The following is a 19,060-nucleotide window of genomic DNA, read 5'->3' as shown; positions in this document are numbered from 1 at the left end:
AATTCCGTCTTAACGGAATGGTTTTAAAGCAAAAAGTTAACGTATTAAAAATGTTAAAGTTAATAATAATTTTATGAGACAAACAATTTACTATCTATTACTATTCATTATAACGCTTTCTTGTACGGAGAAAAAGACGCAATCAAATAATAATAAAATTAATAAAAATAGCAAATCGGATACAGTTTCTAAAGTAGAAGAAAGCAGTAAAGAGAAAAGCAATTCGGATTGTATATTTGATGATAATTACAAAGTAGTAACCAAAGAATGGCTAGATGAACTTGGTATCAAAAAATATGTTTGGGATCCGAAAAATAACAGAGCAATAGTCGCCTATAACGGAGATACTTTAACTTTATATCAAGGTGGTTGTTATCATTTTGTCAGTTCTGTAGAAATTAGCACAGCTCTTTATCCTAATAAAGAAACAGACAGTACGCTGTTAAAAAAAATTAATGATGTAGCCTGTAAGTTTAAATTTGACAATTATTGCCAAAAATTAGTTGAAGGTAAATTCAAACGAGTTGATAATGATGATGCATCCGTTCTGTTAGAATTTGAAGATGATGATCCTGAAGATAATATAATTTATGGAGGCATTCAGATTTTAGAAAAAGAGAAAAAGACTATTGTTAAAATAACGGAATATTATAATTAGAACTACTGCTAACAATGATTTATGTAATTGTTGGTTTATTTTTTTCTGTTAAAAATAAAAATTATGTGGACTGATTTACGGAAAGAAATTGAAACAATAAGTAAAGACTTTGAGTTTAAGGAGAATCAATTCCGGTCTTTAGGACTAAATGAATGGCAAGAGGTTGAGGACAAAATTTACCAGACATTTTGTAAACTGACGCACCATAAATCGAGACCTGTTTGGCTTTGGAACTATTTTAAACTTGAAACATATTCTATTTCGATTGAACAATATCCTTATGTGTATTTGGATAAACTTATAGACAGTAAGGAGAGTGTTTGGTTTTTCGTTAACGAGACAGTAAATGAGATGAACAAATTTTGGTTTTATCAAGGGCAGATCAAGCCTATTCAGATAATTACTGAACAATCATCCTATATAGACGAACTTTATATTGTCTCAAAGAAATATGATTGGCTATTATGTATTAATCATCATGGAATCTTAATAGCAACCGGGCATATAATGCCGGACAGGCTTAGACAACTTACCAATATTAATAACTAAGAAAAGAGCTTGTAACGGAGCGTTAGCCAATATTTAAAAATAAATGATATGGATATTTGTATAATTTGTAATTATCAATTGGAAGAAAAACAAATAATTCGTCGGGCAAGAATGAGAGATAAGGACGGAAAACCTCAAGCTGACAGAATTACTTACAAAGCTAGGTGTCCGAGTTGCGAAATTTATTTACGGAAGCAGGATCACGGAAAAACAGAAGGTCATTGGGGAATTTCAAATATAAAAGAGAGTGATTTAAAATTTGAATTATCTGAAAATGAATTCTTGACATTAAAGAGCACAGTCGAAAAAAAGCTAGAGAAAATTAGTGATGATTATAGGTTTGAACGTGAAAAATGGGCTGAATTTATTACCATAAAAAAGCAAAATGATAAAATTTATGCATTCTCTCAATGTGAAGGTGATTATATCATTAATGGATATGTAATTAAAAGAGACAATTATTTTATTAGTGAATATACGGACGAAATTAAAAAAAACGGCTAAAAATTTACTTATGAATTCAACAACTCTTAACCAACAAAAAATACTGGAAATTGAAAACCGACTCCTCGAAGCGATGAAGAAAAGCGATGTCGAGATCCTGGAGCAATTACTTCATGATGATTTGCTTTTTGTTCTTCCGGGCGGCGAAGTAATTACCAAGGAAATGGATTTAGAAACACACAAATCCGGAAACCTGGTTTTAGAAGAAATCACGTCAGCAATAGAAGCTATAAAAGAAATCGGAGAAAACGTTGTAGTTACTCTGTCTTCCAGGATTTCAGGAACAATGTCGGGGCAAAAATTTGAAGGAAATTTTCGTTATCTGCGAGTTTGGAAAATAGTCGACAATCAATTAAAAGTGATAGCCGGAAGCTGTATGGCAATATAAGGCTTGTAATAATGATCAAACAATATATAAAATCAATGCGTAACTATTTACTATCCTTTTTGACACTCATTTTATTTATTTCCTGTAAATCATCAGAAACGTTCTATGAAACGGGAGAATTAAAAATGAAAGGAAAAATGGTTGATCAATTAAAAAACGGGCAATGGAAATATTATCATCAAAATGGAAAAATGTACCAAAAAGGTTCATTTAAAGATGATAAAGAGACCGGTATTTGGAAAATTTATCATGAAAATGAAACGTTGCGGCAAATCGGAAATTTTAAAGAGGGAAAACAAGATGGGCAATGGCTTTTTTATCATGATAACGGAAATAAAGAAGGAGTAGGAAATTTAGCATCCGGTAAAATGATCGGGAAGTGGATCTGGTATCATTCTAATGGTAATCTCTACACCGAAAGGCTTTATGAAGACGGAAATTTAATGGAAATTTTTTCCTGTTATGACGGAAAGGGAAATCCCTTAGAAAAAGGCACTTTAAAAAAAGGAACCGGAAGCCTGAATTCATATGACATAGACGGCAATCGGATTGATGTTCAAAATTTTGAAAATGGTAAAATAAAAAACTAATTTTTATAACCTCAAACAACTCCTGAAAGAGCGTTAGCTGTAATTTTAACCGAAAGATTATAAATAGCATTGCATGTTAAACGAAGAACTAAAAGATCAAATTTTACAAACAAAATTAACCTATCTGAATGGGTATCTGAATGCGCTGGAATTAATAAAATCTTATTCTGTGGTTGGAATGAAGTATAAACTGTTTGCGTTTAACTTTTCAGCCGGAAATATTGAAAGTGCAATTCAAAATAATTCATACGAACTTTTCGGTGTATATCCATATGATTGGAAACTTGAAATAGTTAAATGTAATGACTGGAAAAATAAACTGGAAACGGAATTAAAATCCGGTTTAACCCGAAGATTTACTGCTGATTATACTGAAAATGAATTGACTAAAGATTTAGGTTTTAGCATCAAAAATGCAATTGATCACTTCATTAATTATATGGAGAAAGAATTTGCAGGAAGCGCATCGGATATTTATGAATTAAAACTCATTGAAAATAGCTTCTATAGATTAACAGGAATCGATATTATTTTTGAAATTGATGAAACAAAAATTGTATTTCTTCAAATAAAAGGGAGTGATTAAAAAAGACTACAACTAACAGCGGTTTTCCTGAAATTTTTAGATTATAATGAAGCTAACTTTTGAATATTTTAGTTCTGTCTTTGCATAAGGTCAGGGGAGCAAAAAAAACGATAAATTCTAATGAAAAAAACATATTGCTTTTTAATTATGAGCATTCTTACTTTTTCTTGTGCAGAAAAGAAAAAAGAAGTAAATCCCAATCTAATATATTTTAACTCTGAATTTCTTGCCGAACTTGACGATGTGAACTACGATAAACTTAAAGCTAATTTAAACTCAAAAGTAAAAGCCAAATACATTGACAAGATTATTTATATATCAAAAAAAATTGATGCCAATGCCTGCGGAACCTATTCCGGGGATTTAGAAATAAAAAAAGATAGTATTATTTTAATATATAGATTAACATCTGATGAAGTTTGTACATCTACTGCCATCGTAGAAGCGACCTATATCATTAAAAACCCAAAAAAGAAACGTTATAGCTTCGGAATACGTTACGAATAAAATAATGTCGGCAACGAAACATGGATTTAAAGATTGGTTTTGAATCTATAATGGTTCTCGAAATGATAGCTGTCGATTATTTAAATTATGCATAAAAGCAACTTGAACAAACTAAATGGAAAAAGAAGAATTAGACAAAATCATTCAAAGTTTAACGAATAATAATGCTGAAGATAAAGCTTCATTTGGCTTATATTATGGTGAAGGTGAAGATGAAGATGAAATGCATATTAAAGCAAATAAAGAAGGCTTTGAATTGTTTGCTGCTGAACTCTTAAAAGCATCAAGGGATTCCGAAACGATTATCAATAACACCGAAAAAAACTATATTGATTTTGAATGGAGAAAGGAGTGGATGAGCGGGGAAATGATTGCCTACATAAAACCGGTTTCTGAAGCGCGCAATGAAATTAAAGAAGATACAACACCTCATGTAGAAAGCTTTAAGGACAAAATGTTTAAATATGGATGCTTATCGTTAATTGCAATAGTAGTTATAGGAGCCGTAATTGGTTTTTATACCATTTTTAGATGGTTATTTGGATCCTAATGGGAGCTTTAAGGCATTTTTCTATATTTGAATTCAGTCCTGACAGCACAAATTTAAATCCATGAAATAACAACCTATAAGGTATAAGATAAATGATCATTAAATGGAAAGTGAAATAAAAATAGGGAATCACTACTACGATATAAACAGTGAACATTTTTTGCTTAAAGGGGAAGAACCACTCAGTAATTTCAATGAGTTATCTTATCTGAACCGGTTTCCGAATCTGAAATCGGCTAGTTTTTCCGGTACTAATCTTAATGACGAAGGATTACTTCATCTATCAAATTGCAGTGGAATTGAAAATTTGAATTTACAGGAAACTGAAATTACAAACGCCGGTATGCACTATCTGAAGAAACTAAAACAATTAAAAAGCCTTAGATTAAAAGATAATCCGCAACTTACAAACGCTTGTATTTCAGACTTAGCCGAATTGGAAAATTTACTGGACCTGCAAATTCACGAAACAGGAATAACGGAAGAAGGTCTGAGAAAATTAACGGTATTAGAAAACCTGGAAACCATTATTATAGACATATGGGAAAACAATTATACATTTGAAGGTCTTCTAAAAATAGCAAGCGAAATTCCGAATTGCAACATTGTAGCAAAAGGGGACGGAATATTTTACAATGGTAAATTTAAAGGAAAGTGGAGACATTAGAATAGTTAGTTTAAAATAAACAGCTAATCAGTAACAAGGGTTTGGTATAACGGTTCGTTTTTTGGGAAAACACTTCGTTTATTTAAAAGAGAAATGGCAAAAAGCAGCATAAGAAAAATTAAAATAGAGAATGAGACCTATTTAAAGAAAAGAATGCATCTTCATTTAACTGAAGTTGATCATTCAAAATACATTGCAATTCCTTGATATACTTGTATTGCCCAAAGGGATAAAATGAATAACGGAAAGTTAGATTTTATAATATTGTAACGTTAAGAATAAAATATAAAAGGTACTATCAATGTTGTTACTGCGTAAAGCTACAGAATGGTATGCCTAAATGCTAAAACCTAATTTATGAGGAACATTATTTTTATTATACTTGTATTTGTTTCGTGTTCTAAGAAAACAGAAAACGGAATTAGAGGTAATATCAAGGCCAAGAAATTAAATATTACAGAAAAAGAGTTTAAAAGTCAATTGATTAAAGAAGATTTTTTTAAATATTCAGAACAAAATGTGGATATTAATAAAATTGATTCTTTAGACATTTACAATGAAAACACAAATAAGTTTGCGGCAATAGATGCGGAAGAACTGGCAGAATTCAGTTTTGATTATTTTGTACCTCAATTGGTTAAAATGCTGTCAAAAAGAAATATTACATTGATTGTAGAAAAAACAGACAATACTGAAAAAATGAGAGAAATCAGTATTAATGGGGAAAAAATAATTCTTTATACAGAGGAAGAATTAGATAATGAAACGTTTTGGAATTCTGCGGCAAATAATTTTTTCAAGAAGTTAAACGAAATTCTTAAGCTAAAGAAATCAGATGAAAGATTCTATTTAGTTAATGGGGGAAATGATCTTTCAACTTTTCTTTTGACCGATCATCAGGTTGAATTATTTCAACGGAGATATGAATCAGAAGTTAGTGAAATTCCAAGAAATCCATAATTATGTATAGCAATAGTTTTAAGAAATTTCAAAGAATTGTTATACATAATGATCAAATTCATAAAGTTGAACTTAAATATAAAAATGAATTTGGCCGGCTTACCATTTACAATAAGTTCGGTGAATTAATAGAAACGCACAAAATAAAAACTGAAGAGCTGGATGAAAAATACAGCTTCAATTCAACCATCTTATAATTGCGGTTTTGTGAAATTAAGGGTTTAAAAGTTTAAAAGACCAGCTTAAAGTAAATACAATGTACAAATACAAGTTTCGTCCGGAATATGGCTCCTCAAATGATTCCTTAAGACTTTTAATAGAGTTTGTAGAAGGTGCAGAAAATGAAGCTTTTCTATCTGATTTATTAAATGCAATTTCAGAACTGAACCCTAATATCGAAGACATAACGGATCTATGGATGAATGACGAGATTTTGATAAGTATCGCTTCTGAAATGGGGGGATTCATAATCTCAAAAGATATTTGGGGTTTAGCTTTTATAATGGCGGGTAATAACCAGGAATGTCTTTTAAAAATAAATTCAATTTTGGAAGCCAATGAAAATTATATAAAAGTCGAAGTAAATTTTACAGACTATTATAAATAAAGGTAAGCACAGTTCTAAAGGGATTTAATAAAGGAACATTATAAAATTTAGAGTAAGTACGGTTGTTTTAAAGTAAGTTTTTTCTTTCAATATTTTTATTATATTTGTAGTAATCAGTAATAAAAAAGCTGAAATTGTAAAGGATATTAAACGTTAAAAACAAATAACAAAAGAACATGAGCAAATATAGATTTTGTGTCCAATCCAATGAGAAGTTATGGGATACAGAAGATTTAGTGAATCTTTGTATTCAGGCGCCTTCCCGAAATTTTAAATCGTATGCTAAATCATTAGGAATTGATGTAACGAATGAAGAAAAATTTGTTGGTGTTAAGCGTTTTCAGGAATTGGTATCCCAATCGAATAAGTACAATTCTAAAATGCTACCCGAGGAGATGCATCCTTATGTTTTAAAAGAAGAATGGCAAATTTTGGAAGACTCTTATTCAAATGAAATAAAAGAGCTTTTTTGGTCACCGTTATTTGTCGGTTATAATATTTGGGCGCCGTTATTGGGTAAAAAAGAACTTCCGGTCTTAGAATTGGATTTAGAAGTCGAAACAACGCATCCGGATGTTGATTTTGATTTCCATAGAATCGGTAGAGAATATAAAGAACGATGTTTTCTTATACGATTAATCCATGATATCTATCTTGAATTATACGAAATTGGTCCTGATAATAACGGAGAGGAAAATCCGTTCCGAAAGTGGTTTAAAAAGAACGGTATTGATTATTTTGATATCGGACGGGATGTAGCCGATAATCTTATCATCGGCTATTCAAAAGGTAAAATTAAAAAATCCAGAAAAAAAGACGATTATACACTATCGACTACTTATAAAGTACTGATACATCCCGGTTGGTTTAAAGATAAAAGCCTACCGGAAATAAATGGTCGCTACTATAACAGTTATGCTCACTAATAGCTATTTACAACATTGCTATGACTTTATATAAAAAACTCCGACAGCCATGTCGGAGTTTTTTATTTACTTTTTTACCGGGTTAATTAAATCAAATTGTACCGGTTTTTCGCTACCGTCAAGGAAAATTCCTATTGACTGAATTTTGCCCTCTAAATCGGTTGAAAAATTAAACATTAAATTACTTTGTTCCGTATCGGCTTTTCCGTTTTTATCGATGGATCTCGGATCAAAAACATCATAATGCATATGTTTTAGGACTATCTTTTCGTCACCTAATATTGTATATAAGTTTTTATTCTCAAACGTTATTTTGATTGTTCCGTAAGCAGGATTAAAAAAAGAACCTGCATAGTCTTTTAACGGATGTGACGGCATTGTATTTAAAGCAAACTTTTGAGCTTCTTTTTTTGTTTGAGTTGCCTTTTTAGCCTTTGCTGTTACTTCTCCGTTCCAGTCAAAAGGTGTGAGTTTAAGCATTTTGTCGGCAATTGAATTGGTTATAATTGTCGGCACTTTTGAAACACTTTGATTGGTCAGAACAACAATCCCTAATTTATCCGAAGGGAAAAAAGCGACATTAGCGGAAAAACCATTAATATTACCGCCATGTTCCACCACATAATGGCCTCTATAGGAACCGATCATCCAACCTAAACCATAATTAGCCAGAAAAACATCTTCGTGTTTGTCCGGTAAAGCGGCTTCCATAACCATTTGAGAACTGACAGCTTCCGTAATATAATCAACCGGTAAAATTTCCTTTCCGTTAAGTTTCCCTTCATTAAGCCATATTTTTAACCAGTTGGCCATGTCGGTTACACTACTGTTAATACTTCCGGCCGGTCCCATTCCGTTAATGTTGTAATACGGGATCTTTTTAATCGTATTATCTTTCTCTACCGTATACGGTAAAGCAGCATCATTATCGTTTTGGAAGGTTTTAATATCAGTGTTAGAACGTGTCATGTTTAACGGAATAAAAAACTTTTCCGTTATATTTTGTTCCCATGTTTTACCGGTAAATCGCTCAGTAATCATACCTTGCGCGAGATACATAAAATTATTATAGTACCATTTTTCGCGTACGGCAGCAGTGGGCTTCATATATTTCACCCGTGCGATTATACTATCTCTGTTTTGGGTATTAAATAAAAACCACGATAAATCGTATCGGGATAATCCGGATCGGTGTGCCATCAAATCCCTGAGCGTAATCTGACGGTTCATTTCATCATTATAGAATTGCAATTGCGGAAGTAAGCCAACAGCCTTATCTTCAAATGTCAGTTTTCCTTCCTTTCTAAGGATTCCTAAAAGAGAAGCCGTAAAAGCTTTGGAACTGGAACCAATTGCAAATAGCGTATTGGGGGTTACCGGTTTCTTGTTCGCAACATCGCGATAACCGAATCCCTTGCTATAAATCACGTCATTTCCCTTTACAACAGCTACCGCAAAACCGGCAATATGCTGGTCTTTTAAAACACTGTTAAGTACAGAATCGATACCTGACAATTGATCAATGTTATGATTCGCTTTTGCAGTCTGAGCCAATAGCGTAGCAGGAGTGAGTAAACAAAAAAGATAGCGTAAAAGAAACTTCATATGTTCTTATTTTTCTCAAAACTACATTTTTTTCTATTGCTATGGCTCGCTGTATCCGGATAAAAAACAAAAATGCCATTGTTACCAATAGCATTTTTCTCAATATTTAAATTTTTCGATAGTTTTTAAAACAGCTTATTTTTTTCGGTATAAAGCACCGGTTTCGATGTTTTTTTTAGTCAGAATACCTTCTTTGGTGTATTTTTCTAAAATTTCATTGGCCTTAGCAAACGGAATATCTAAAATTTCGGCATACTCTCTTACGGCAAGTGTTGGATAATGATCAAATAAAGATAAAGGTTCGTTGTTTTCTACTTTTTTCTTTTTTGCATCCGGATATAAAGCCAAAAGAGCATTTTCATACGCACTATAAGGCTTCGAACCGTAAACGGTTAACTTGTTGCCGTCGGCATCCGAAAAGAATAGAGTAGGGAATCCTCTTACGCCCAGTTGACGTGCCAGTTGTAAATCGTCCTGGAAAAGTTTTTTCGCTTCGTTGTCGTAATCCTGCTTTAATTTTTTAGTATCCAGTCCTGTTAGCTGAGCGCATAATTCAATGTTTTCCCATTTAGCAATATTCATTTTCTCTAAATAAAGTTTTTCGCGCAGGACTCTCATAAAGGTAACAGCTTTGTTTTTATCCTGAATTTGAGCTGCTTTTACAGCGATACAGGATGGATAGGAAGAATCCAACGGATCTTCCAGCCATACATTTCCGTCAATTGGCATTTTATAGTATAAACTGGCTTCGTGCCAATGATGCGCTACATCACTGGGTTTGCTAATGCCGCCGCTATTATAGCTCCAGTCGGGTAGGAGTCCGCCCATACGATAATCGATTTCAATAAGCGAACCGTATTCTAATTTTAGTTTGCGCAGTTGCGGTTCGATGCCCCAACAGGAAGAACAGATCGGATCAGTATAATAAATTATTTTAACGGGTTTTGCATTCGCGGGAATTGTTATGGATTCTCCTTGTGTGTTACCGGAAGGGATTTCGCAAGAACCGGTTTCAGGATCACATAATAGCGGATTTGTTTTGTTTTCACTCATCTTGGATTGGGTTTGCGATTGGCAGCTTACACTGCTGATCAGTATTAATAGTAACGATAATAGTTTCATTTTTATTAAGGCATGGCTTTTAATAGTTCAAAAATGGTTTGCTAATAAATTCGTAGTTTTGATACAAAGTTTGAAAGAATTTCAATACAAGTCAATTAGTCTGAAAAAAATGACCATGGAAAAAGATACCAATGAAGCTTATGATTGCCCGGCACAAGGTTTATTAAAACTATTGTCCGGAAAATACAAAGCACAGTTATTTCGTCATGCACTGGAAGGTCCGATCCGGTTTAATACTTTATTACGGAATATAAAAGGATCAAATAAACAAACAATTTCGGTGGCCTTACGGGAATTGGAGGAGTTCGGATTACTGGAAAAAAAAGTGATTCAGCAAAAACCGCTACATATAGAATATACTCTTACGGATAAAGGGCATGCGCTTGTACCGATTTTCAGACAACTTGAATTTGTTTCGGAATAACGACATCTGTTTGATCTTTAAAATGTTAGTGTTGAATGTCGGATAAATGCAAAGAATAACAGGAATTATAAAGGATTAAAAAGAACATTTTTTTTGAAAAAGGCTTGTAAAATCGAATATCTTGCCTATATTTGCACCCGTAATCAGGAACACAATTGCTGATTACAGAAATTAGGGCGATTAGCTCAGCTGGTTCAGAGCACCTCGTTTACACCGAGGGGGTCGGGGGTTCGAACCCCTCATCGCCCACCAAGAAAACACAAGCCCCGCAAGGATTTCCTTGCGGGGCTTTTATTTTGGTACAACATAAGTACAACAATTATAGCTTAAATTAATGAGTTCCTTTTTTAATTCTAAAGTAGTAATCGTCAAATAATTAGTTAGCTGGAAATGAAAATGCCATTATCTCAATTTTGATTACTCTTTCTCCATCTTCTTTGTGTTTAAAATTGAAAGAAAAATTTGTTTCCGCTCTATCGCCGACATACTCCATAAAAAGGGGATGCTTCTGCGCCTCTTCTTTAATTTTAGCGAGGACACTTGTAAAGTCTGCATTGCGTACAAAAAATATCAAAGTTGACTTTGTATCTCTCCATGTAAGATAGCCAAAAAGCTGATCAATAGCTTCATGAAATTGTACTGCCCCATGCCAGACTTTGCACTCAGCAACAAAAAGATTACTTCCATTATCTGATTTCAGAATAATATCTGTTTTGCCTTCCTTGTTAAAGGCTTCACCAACTGCAACTGCACTTTCATATCTCGATTCAAGCATCATTAAGCCAAAATCTCTTAGATCTTCTTCTCCTTTTCCTTTATGCCAGCAAAGTGGATTATTTGGCAAATCCGAAGATAAACTTAATTTAGTCCTAAGCCTGCTGTAATGTGAGAACGTTACTAGAGATTGGAAAAAACCTTTATAATAATTATGGAAATCGATATTTATAAAATTATTCCTATTGTGTTTTCGTCTATAGCAATTGCTATTTCAATCATTAGTATTTACTTTACGAGGCAAAATTTAAAAAAACAATTAAGATTAGGTAAACTCGAAGAGGTTCTTGAAATACTAAGTTTTTTAGATTCTCATTACAAAGGATTGTTTTTACTTTTTAAAGATATGGAAGAAAAAGTTGAAGTTCTTGCAAACCGAAAAGAACCACCTAAAAATTTGCAAGCATTAGCAAAGTACAAGGAGAGTTTTATTAAAATGATTGACTATGATACTCTTATACGTAAAGTTTCAAGACTTAATGTATTGTCGAAAGCCTATTTGCCAAACAATAAAAATCTAAAAAATAAAGTGCTTACGATTGCGGATGTTTATTTTGCGATGTATACTTACGTAAACTTTGATGGAAAATTGCGTACCAAATCAGCATACACAGTAATTCCAAAACCTGCGGAAATGCAAGCTCTTGTAGTCGAAATAAATGATCAGATAATTTTTGAAATGAAATTGGGATATAAACATACTCGTAACCGTGATTATTATAAATATTATAAAAATCATTTTCAGAAAGATTTATCAAATGCTATTTTGCTTGAAAGAAAAAGATTAGAAAAAGAAAGGTCAGCTTCTGGTAACAGCCTGTAACCAACAAGGGGAAACGTTTTTCGACATGACTCTAAAAAATCTTAAAAATGAGGATTACATTTATACTTTTAGTTTTATTAATTTCTTGTTCAAAAAAAGAAGAGATTGAAAAAAGCGACACAAAATTTCGAAAAATAGACTACAGTTTGAAATATAATTATTTAGATAGTATCGGGAAGAAAATTGTACCAAATGATAATTTTCAATATTGGGCCTATTCATCTTACCATGAAAGCTATGGTGACCAGAAAATTAGTCGAACAATCCTAAAGGAAGGTGGTGATACTTTATTGAAAAAAGAAATAACTCAAAAATTTGAACCATATGGAATATTTGAAGGGGGACATCCGAGTTATCGCTGTAATTATGTGACAACTATTGTGAACCAAAAAGTAAAATATATCCGAACCGATGAAGAATTTAGAAATTTTATTGGTGAAATAGATAACTTAGAAGAGGCTATACTTTTGGCTCATACTTATGGTTATCAATTAGACACTGAATTGAAAGCGAGTCAATATAAAAAAATTGAAAATGGCTATCAATTACGTTTAATGAAATATCATCAATATCCATTAAGCAAAGAATTAATTGATATAAAAATTCAAAAAGATGGATTTATAAAAACAAGAAGTTTGGGTATTTACAAAAAAGGAAGAGAAGCTGTAGATTAAAAATTACGATCCCCTGCTGGAGCGAGTGTGTCGCTCGTGAATATAGTTTGTGTACGAGCGAGACGCTCGCGCCAGCAAGGGTTTAACCGCTGTTATGCGATGTGCTTATTAGTTTAGCTTTATTTTTTTTTAGTTACTTCATTATAAATAGAATCCAAAAATTTTTGCTGCTTTGCATCTTCTTTGAAATATCGCTGGTAGCTTACACTACAACTTTCAATATCAGAGATGTTTTTAGGATTAAAAGACCAATCATTAAGATTTTTTACAGTCACACCTAATCCATCATTACAGCTTTGCCATAACTCGGAAAATTTAGTTTTTTTGTCTTTACTCAATCTGTAAAAGTTTGCATAAACTGTAAATCCATGCATCTTGGTATTAAAAAAAAGTTCAATTTCATAAACGGGTACGCCTCCCCAATCGATTGTTGCACCATTGTGAAGTTTTATTGTCTTGAGATTTTCTTCGTTCAAAATTTTTTCTTGTTTACCTTTGTTAAAACCATCCTCTTGATAAATTAACTCGGTTCCCTTTGGAACCATTATTTTTTTAACAAACATTGAATCTTTGGTTATAAAATATGGATAATCTATCATTAAACCTTTAGGTGCATTTTCAAGTCGACAACCAGCTAAAAGTAACAATCCAAATAAAGTAAATAAAAATTTAAAAAATTTCATAAATGCGTTTTTAGGTTAATTGCTTAGTTTTAATCAGCAAGTTCTTAGCATATCGCATAACGTTTCGCAGCCACGGCTTGTTGCGGTTAAGCGAAACGAGTTTTCTCCACTAAGATAGAATTTTTTCGTGAGGAAAAAATTTTCCGGTTTATGAAATCTAGTAATAAGCCGTGACTGCTGTTGTGTGCAGTAATATTATTCTACAATTTTGTGCAATTTTAATCTGGAACAATTTAATGTTCCCCCTGCTGGCGCGAGCGTCTCGCTCGTGAATATAGTTTCTGCACGAGCGAGACGCTCGCGCCAGCAAGGGGGGGGCGGGGGGTCGAATCCCTCATCGCCCACAGAAAAACAAATAAAGGGGCTGTCTTACAGTGGCTTTATTTTTTTATCGTTTTTTTCTTTCAATAAAGACCTTGATTTAAATATTTTTTAAATTCTCTTAGAGATACTTCAGTCTAAAATTAAATCGTAAACCATTATCTGTCAAAGAGAATGATACAATAAATGACAATTTCATAAAATTTAATTTGATTTTATTAAAGCTTGCATATCACAATTCTCACAATAACTTAATTGGTATGTAAATGTCAATAATATGAAGATTTTCAGGATGTAATTTAGGATCATTTAAATGACTTAGAAAGAAATTTCTATTATCCGGTTGGTAACCGTTTTCTTCAAACCATACTTCGTAAATGTAATTCCATGTTTTGAAGCATTCAGATATTGGTGCTTCTTTATGGAAAATAGCATATAATCCTCCGCTTATTCTTGTATTGCCAATTAATCCTTCTCCAACGATTCCTTCAGGAACAGACAAACAAACATCAGCCTGGAGCATTCCGGATAAATTAGCATTGCTTCGATAAACGGTTAATGCTTTGGTTTCAGGAAAATTAACTAAATTTCTTGGAGTGGCCCAGCTAAAAAGCTGCTCAAACATTTTTCCAAATGTTTCGCTGTCATGATTATTGATATTGAGGTTTCTGATATAAATAACATTAAACTCTTCCAACTTTTTGATTTCAAAATCAAGTTTTACAATTTCACTCATTTCAATCTTTTTTAAATTATTTAATTTGAGTGCAAGGTAGCTTTCGATTTCGGACTGCATTTTTCCAATATTGCTATCTGTTATACCAATATTGCTATTATTATAAAGTTTTTTCCATTCACTTGGTGTTATCTGTTTGATTTCACGAAAACTCCTTGAAAAAGAGGAAAGACTTGAAAAACCACAGTCATTAGCAATTTCGTTCATAGTTTTTGACTGATTGTTCATTAAGAAAAATAGAGCTCTTTCTATTTTTGCATTTTTAATAAACTCATTAATAGTCGTTCCCGTTACGGATTTAAAAATTCTATGAAAATGAAATTTTGAAAAATTGGAAAGACCAGCCAGTTTTTCTAAAGAGAGTTCTTCATGAAGATTTTCTTTAATATAATCTATGCTTTTATTGATTCTAAAGCAATACTCTTTGATAGACTCTTCTTTTGTCATGTTTATTAATCTGTAATGTCTCCTTAGTTACATTTTATTCGTTTGTGCAAATTAGCATATACAAAGTTAAGATGTATTATAAAACTGTATGTTTTTAAAGTCATCTTTTAGAGCAAGTTAATTTGTTTATAAAGTAAAGGCTTATGAATGGTCTCGAACTAATATCACCTGTTTACAGTTACTTTTAAAAGTAAAAAATATCAAAAGGATTTTTAATTCTTTAAAAGCCTGTTTTAAGTTTTCAAAAAAAGTTAAGATTGGAATTAAGTGTTCGATTACAGTCCCTGACACTCCACAAAGAAAAAGCCAAGTTAGCTGTTCTTAATGAATCGTTTTCATCCGCTTCTGCCAATAAAATAAATTTATTTTGCATCAAATTCCATTCAGGGAAATCAATAAAAAAATCCCAAACTCTTATCGGAATTTGGGATTTTTTGTAATTAACAATTTGTTTTATCTTTTTATAATTGTAATAATTTTCACGAAATCACCACTAGTTACCCTAACAAAGTAATTTCCTGATGGTAAATTCGAAAAATCTACTACACCATCTTTCGCATTTAGCGATTTGGCATATACTTCCTGACCCAATACATTATTTACACTTATAGTATTAATTGTACGGTCATATTTAAGGTACAGTACGTTCGAAGTAGGATTCGGATAAAAGCTAAACTGTGTATCATCAAAAGAATTCGTAGCCAATGTAACTGAAACCGTTACCGGATATGGTGCGCTGCTACAGCCTTGACTAGTCGTATTGACTGCGTAATAAGTAGCATCGTTCACCAAAGCTGTAGTACTGCTCAGCGGATTAGTATGCGATATTGCATCCGATTCAGATGCATACCAAACAACAGTTGACGGACTGATAACAATATCAGCGATTGTTGCATTGCCGGTTATTATCTGGGACGATTCACCAACTGGAGATTCTGAATTGTTTATGATTAAATTTAATATTGACGTGTCGGTACATCCGGAAGTATTAGTTGTAACGTTGGTATAAGTTCCGCTTGTTGTATAAGTTGTTCCGTTTTCCGCCCAGGTATAACTATCACAAGCCGTTTCGGTCACACTTGATGTCGTACTGTTGTTGATTGTCAGATTTAACGTTGCGGTGTTTGTGCATCCGGAAGCGTTAGTTGTAACGTTGGTGTAGGTTCCGCTTGTTGTATATGTCGTTCCGTTTTCCGCCCAGGTATAACTATCACAAGCCGTTTCGGTTGCAGTTGATGTCGTACTGTTGTTGATTGTCAGGTTTAACGTTGCGGTGTTCGTACATCCGGAAGGGTTAGTTGTAACGTTGGTATAGGTTCCGCTTGTTGTATAAGTTGTTCCGTTTTCCGCCCAGGTATAACTGTCACAAGCCGTCTCGGTTGCAGTTGATGTCGTACTGTTGTTAATCGTAAGGTTTAACGTTGCAGTATTCGTACATCCGGAAGTGTTCGTTGTAACATTGGTGTAGGTTCCGCTTGTTGTATAAGTTGTTCCGTTTTCCGCCCAGGTATAACTGTCACAAGCCGTCTCGGTTGCAGTTGATGTCGTACTGTTGTTAATCGTAAGGTTTAACGTTGCAGTATTCGTACATCCGGAAGTGTTCGTTGTAACATTGGTGTAGGTTCCGCTTGTTGTATAAGTTGTTCCGTTTTCCGCCCAGGTATAACTGTCACAAGCCGTTTCGGTTGCAGTTGATGTTGTACTGCTGTTGATTGTCAGGTTTAACGTTGCAGTGTTCGTACATCCGGAAGTGTTAGTTGTAACATTGGTGTAGGTTCCGCTTGTTGTATATGTCGTTCCGTTTTCCGCCCAGGTATAACTGTCACAAGCTGTTTCGGTAACATTTGATGTCGTACTATTATTAATTGTTAGGTTTAACGTTGCAGTGTTCGTACATCCGGAAGCATTAGTTGTAACGTTGGTGTAGGTTCCGCTTGTTGTATAAGTTGTTCCGTTTTCCGCCCAGGTATAACTGTCACAAGCTGTTTCGGTAACATTTGATGTCGTACTATTATTAATTGTTAGGTTTAACGTTGCAGTGTTCGTACATCCGGAAGCATTAGTTGTAACGTTGGTGTAGGTTCCGCTTGTTGTATAAGTTGTTCCGTTTTCCGCCCAGGTATAACTATCACAAGCTGTTTCGGTAACATTTGATGTCGTACTGTTGTTAATCGTAAGGTTTAACGTTGCGGTGTTCGTACATCCGGAAGGGTTCGTTGTAACGTTGGTGTAGGTTCCGCTGGTTGTGTAAGTTGTTCCGTTTTCCGCCCAAGTATAGCTATCACAAGCCGTTTCAGTCACGCTTGATGTCGTACTGTTGTTGATCGTAAGATTTAACGTTGCGGTGTTTGTACATCCGGAAGTGTTAGTTGTAACATTGGTGTAGGTTCCGCTTGTTGTGTAAGTTGTTCCGTTTTCCGCCCATGTATAACTGTCGCAAGCCGTTTCGGTTGCAGTTGATGTCGTACTATTATTGATCGTAAGATTTAGTGTTGCGGTGTTTGTACATCCGGAAGCGTTAGTTGTAACGTTGGTGTAGGTTCCGCTTGTTGTATAAGTTGTTCCGTTTTCCGCCCAGGTATAACTATCACAAGCCGTCTCGGTTGCAGTTGATGTTGTACTGTTGTTGATTGTTAAATGCAATTCATTATTGGTAACCGAATTGATATACACTCCGCTTGTAGTGTAAGTTATTCCGGTATCTGCCCATGTATAGCTGTCACAAGCGGTTTCCGTTATGCTTGTACTTCCCGGACAGATAATGAATGTCGGTACTTGCAGTTGCGCCGTAAGCCCGTCACCCAATTGCGAGTAATTGTTATAGCCCCAGGCCCAGAAAGAACCATCATTTTTTATAGCTCCGGCAAATAGTGAACTTGTACCTACTGAAATGGTATGCCAGTCATTTTCAGTGCCAATTTGGGTAGGAACCAATACATTCGCAGTGCTTGCTCCTAAGCCCAATTGATGGTAAGTACCTTGTCCCCACGACCATATCGTACCGTCGGTTTTCTTTCCGATACTGAAGAAAAAACCTGCTTTAGCGCTTTCCCAGTTGGTTTCGGTTCCCACTTGCGTAGGTAGTGAGCCTCCGGAAGTAGTACCGTTACCTAATTGACCACGTCCGTTCGTTCCCCAAGCCCAAAGTGTTCCATCCGTTTTTACGGCTAAGGTATGACTTACACCACGGCTTACGCTCTTCCAATTAGTGTCTGTTCCAAGCTGAACAGGTGAATATTTGTCGGTAGTCGTACCATCACCAACCTGACTACCTTCGCCCCAACCCCAAAGTGTTCCATCCGTTTTTATAGCGATTGTGACATTGCTTCCTGCGGAAACACTCTTCCAACCCGTTCCGATAAATCGGGGAGTGGTCCTGTTGCTACTGCTACCGTCACCTAACTGGCCATGATCGTTGAGTCCCCAGGCATACAGGGTTCCATCATTCGTAATCGCCACCGTATGGTCATATCCGGCAGCTACGCTAGCCCAGATATTACTTGAGGATACTTGAGTTGGGATGTTTTTGTTAGTGGTATTATTAAGTCCTAACTGGCCGCTGGCATTATAACCCCATGTCCAAAGTGACCCGTCTGCTTTTATGGCGACTGTATGAAATTGGCCGCCTTCTATGCTCTGCCAGTTTGAAGCAGTACCGACTTTAGTTTTTGCCGGAGTATTGACAAGATTGCCGATTCCCAATTGGCCGTAGTTATTTCTACCCCAAGCCCAAAGTGTTCCGTCTGCTTTGATTACAAAAGTGGAGGATGATCCTGCGCCGGCCTTTTGAATACATTGTGCTGACAACTGTAGACTTAGTGACATCAATAAAATTGTAATTATTCTTTTCATGTTTGGTATTGCGGGTTAATTAATTTACGATTGCTATTAATATTTGAAAATCAATAATAGGTTGCAATGATAGTTCAAAAGCAAGAAAAAATCGGAGCCAATGAACA

Annotated in this window: 21 protein-coding genes and 1 tRNA gene; 16 read left to right on the top strand and 6 right to left on the bottom strand. The window is 34.2% G+C overall.

Features of this window, described 5'->3' with window-relative positions; genetic code table 11:
* The first annotated feature begins 73 nt into the window (after positions 1-73).
* The 12 genes from NOX80_RS14055 (at position 74) to NOX80_RS14000 (ending at position 7,492) form a co-directional block, all read left to right on the top strand.
* The gene (locus NOX80_RS14055) at positions 74-658 is read left to right on the top strand and encodes a hypothetical protein (RefSeq protein WP_256550431.1); all 585 of its coding nucleotides are present in this window, start codon (positions 74-76) and stop codon (positions 656-658) included.
* 63 nt (positions 659-721) lie between these two features.
* Complete coding sequence (locus NOX80_RS14050) at positions 722-1,207, top strand: DUF6756 family protein (RefSeq protein ID WP_256550430.1); 486 nt, start codon at positions 722-724, stop codon at positions 1,205-1,207.
* A gap of 48 nt (positions 1,208-1,255) precedes the next feature.
* Entirely contained in the window at positions 1,256-1,711 is a 456-nt protein-coding gene (locus NOX80_RS14045; protein ID WP_256550429.1) for a hypothetical protein, read from the top strand.
* A 10-nt stretch (positions 1,712-1,721) separates the two neighbouring features.
* A complete protein-coding gene (locus NOX80_RS14040; RefSeq protein WP_256550428.1) occupies positions 1,722-2,099 on the top strand; it encodes a nuclear transport factor 2 family protein in 378 nt (125 codons plus the stop codon).
* A 35-nt stretch (positions 2,100-2,134) separates the two neighbouring features.
* Complete coding sequence (locus NOX80_RS14035; RefSeq protein ID WP_256550427.1) at positions 2,135-2,689, top strand: toxin-antitoxin system YwqK family antitoxin; 555 nt, start codon at positions 2,135-2,137, stop codon at positions 2,687-2,689.
* A 73-nt stretch (positions 2,690-2,762) separates the two neighbouring features.
* Positions 2,763-3,275 (top strand): hypothetical protein, encoded by a 513-nt coding sequence (locus tag NOX80_RS14030; protein ID WP_256550426.1) that lies wholly within the window; start codon positions 2,763-2,765, stop codon positions 3,273-3,275.
* A 120-nt stretch (positions 3,276-3,395) separates the two neighbouring features.
* Positions 3,396-3,782, top strand: a complete 387-nt coding sequence (locus tag NOX80_RS14025; RefSeq protein ID WP_256550425.1) for a hypothetical protein — start codon at positions 3,396-3,398, stop codon at positions 3,780-3,782.
* Positions 3,783-3,897: 115 nt separating this feature from the next.
* Positions 3,898-4,332 carry a hypothetical protein gene (locus tag NOX80_RS14020; protein ID WP_256550424.1) on the top strand — a complete coding sequence of 145 codons (435 nt, stop codon included), beginning with the start codon at positions 3,898-3,900 and terminating at the stop codon, positions 4,330-4,332.
* Positions 4,333-4,435: 103 nt separating this feature from the next.
* The gene (locus NOX80_RS14015; RefSeq protein WP_256550423.1) at positions 4,436-4,999 is read left to right on the top strand and encodes a hypothetical protein; all 564 of its coding nucleotides are present in this window, start codon (positions 4,436-4,438) and stop codon (positions 4,997-4,999) included.
* A gap of 357 nt (positions 5,000-5,356) precedes the next feature.
* A complete protein-coding gene (locus tag NOX80_RS14010; protein ID WP_256550422.1) occupies positions 5,357-5,959 on the top strand; it encodes a hypothetical protein in 603 nt (200 codons plus the stop codon).
* Positions 5,960-6,215: 256 nt separating this feature from the next.
* On the top strand, positions 6,216-6,566 hold the full coding sequence (locus tag NOX80_RS14005; RefSeq protein WP_256550421.1) for a hypothetical protein: 351 nt from the start codon (positions 6,216-6,218) through the stop codon (positions 6,564-6,566).
* A 176-nt stretch (positions 6,567-6,742) separates the two neighbouring features.
* A complete protein-coding gene (locus NOX80_RS14000) occupies positions 6,743-7,492 on the top strand; it encodes a hypothetical protein (RefSeq protein WP_256550420.1) in 750 nt (249 codons plus the stop codon).
* A 66-nt stretch (positions 7,493-7,558) separates the two neighbouring features.
* Here the strand turns inward: NOX80_RS14000 and NOX80_RS13995 are convergent, their stop codons facing one another.
* Both NOX80_RS13995 and NOX80_RS13990 read right to left on the bottom strand, forming a co-directional pair.
* Complete coding sequence (locus tag NOX80_RS13995; RefSeq protein WP_256550419.1) at positions 7,559-9,097, bottom strand: serine hydrolase; 1,539 nt, start codon at positions 9,095-9,097, stop codon at positions 7,559-7,561.
* Between the two features lie 135 nt (positions 9,098-9,232).
* The gene (locus NOX80_RS13990; RefSeq protein WP_256553016.1) at positions 9,233-10,150 is read right to left on the bottom strand and encodes a DsbA family protein; all 918 of its coding nucleotides are present in this window, start codon (positions 10,148-10,150) and stop codon (positions 9,233-9,235) included.
* Between the two features lie 184 nt (positions 10,151-10,334).
* Here NOX80_RS13990 and NOX80_RS13985 point away from each other — a divergent pair, with 184 nt between their 5' ends.
* Both NOX80_RS13985 and NOX80_RS13980 read left to right on the top strand, forming a co-directional pair.
* A complete protein-coding gene (locus NOX80_RS13985; RefSeq protein ID WP_256550418.1) occupies positions 10,335-10,643 on the top strand; it encodes a winged helix-turn-helix transcriptional regulator in 309 nt (102 codons plus the stop codon).
* Positions 10,644-10,817: 174 nt separating this feature from the next.
* Positions 10,818-10,895 (top strand) — tRNA-Val (locus NOX80_RS13980).
* Between the two features lie 124 nt (positions 10,896-11,019).
* Here the strand turns inward: NOX80_RS13980 and NOX80_RS13975 are convergent.
* Positions 11,020-11,487, bottom strand: a complete 468-nt coding sequence (locus NOX80_RS13975; RefSeq protein ID WP_256550417.1) for a hypothetical protein — start codon at positions 11,485-11,487, stop codon at positions 11,020-11,022.
* An 84-nt stretch (positions 11,488-11,571) separates the two neighbouring features.
* Here NOX80_RS13975 and NOX80_RS13970 point away from each other — a divergent pair, with 84 nt between their 5' ends.
* Positions 11,572-12,240 (top strand): hypothetical protein, encoded by a 669-nt coding sequence (locus tag NOX80_RS13970; RefSeq protein ID WP_256550416.1) that lies wholly within the window; start codon positions 11,572-11,574, stop codon positions 12,238-12,240.
* 47 nt (positions 12,241-12,287) lie between these two features.
* Positions 12,288-12,914, top strand: a complete 627-nt coding sequence (locus NOX80_RS13965) for a hypothetical protein (RefSeq protein WP_256550415.1) — start codon at positions 12,288-12,290, stop codon at positions 12,912-12,914.
* Positions 12,915-13,033: 119 nt separating this feature from the next.
* Here the strand turns inward: NOX80_RS13965 and NOX80_RS13960 are convergent, their stop codons facing one another.
* The 3 genes from NOX80_RS13960 to NOX80_RS13950 all read right to left on the bottom strand — a co-directional run bounded on the left by NOX80_RS13960 (position 13,034) and on the right by NOX80_RS13950 (position 18,953).
* On the bottom strand, positions 13,034-13,597 hold the full coding sequence (locus NOX80_RS13960; RefSeq protein ID WP_256550414.1) for a hypothetical protein: 564 nt from the start codon (positions 13,595-13,597) through the stop codon (positions 13,034-13,036).
* A gap of 562 nt (positions 13,598-14,159) precedes the next feature.
* Positions 14,160-15,101 (bottom strand): AraC family transcriptional regulator, encoded by a 942-nt coding sequence (locus NOX80_RS13955; RefSeq protein WP_256550413.1) that lies wholly within the window; start codon positions 15,099-15,101, stop codon positions 14,160-14,162.
* A gap of 453 nt (positions 15,102-15,554) precedes the next feature.
* The gene (locus NOX80_RS13950; protein ID WP_256550412.1) at positions 15,555-18,953 is read right to left on the bottom strand and encodes an RCC1 domain-containing protein; all 3,399 of its coding nucleotides are present in this window, start codon (positions 18,951-18,953) and stop codon (positions 15,555-15,557) included.
* Positions 18,954-19,060: the final 107 nt, after the last annotated feature.

The sequence above is a fragment of the Flavobacterium cerinum genome, from assembly GCF_024496085.1.
GTDB lineage: Bacteria > Bacteroidota > Bacteroidia > Flavobacteriales > Flavobacteriaceae > Flavobacterium > Flavobacterium cerinum_A.
Note: the sequence above shows the minus strand (reverse complement) of the source record. Positions and strands in the feature narration are given on the sequence as shown.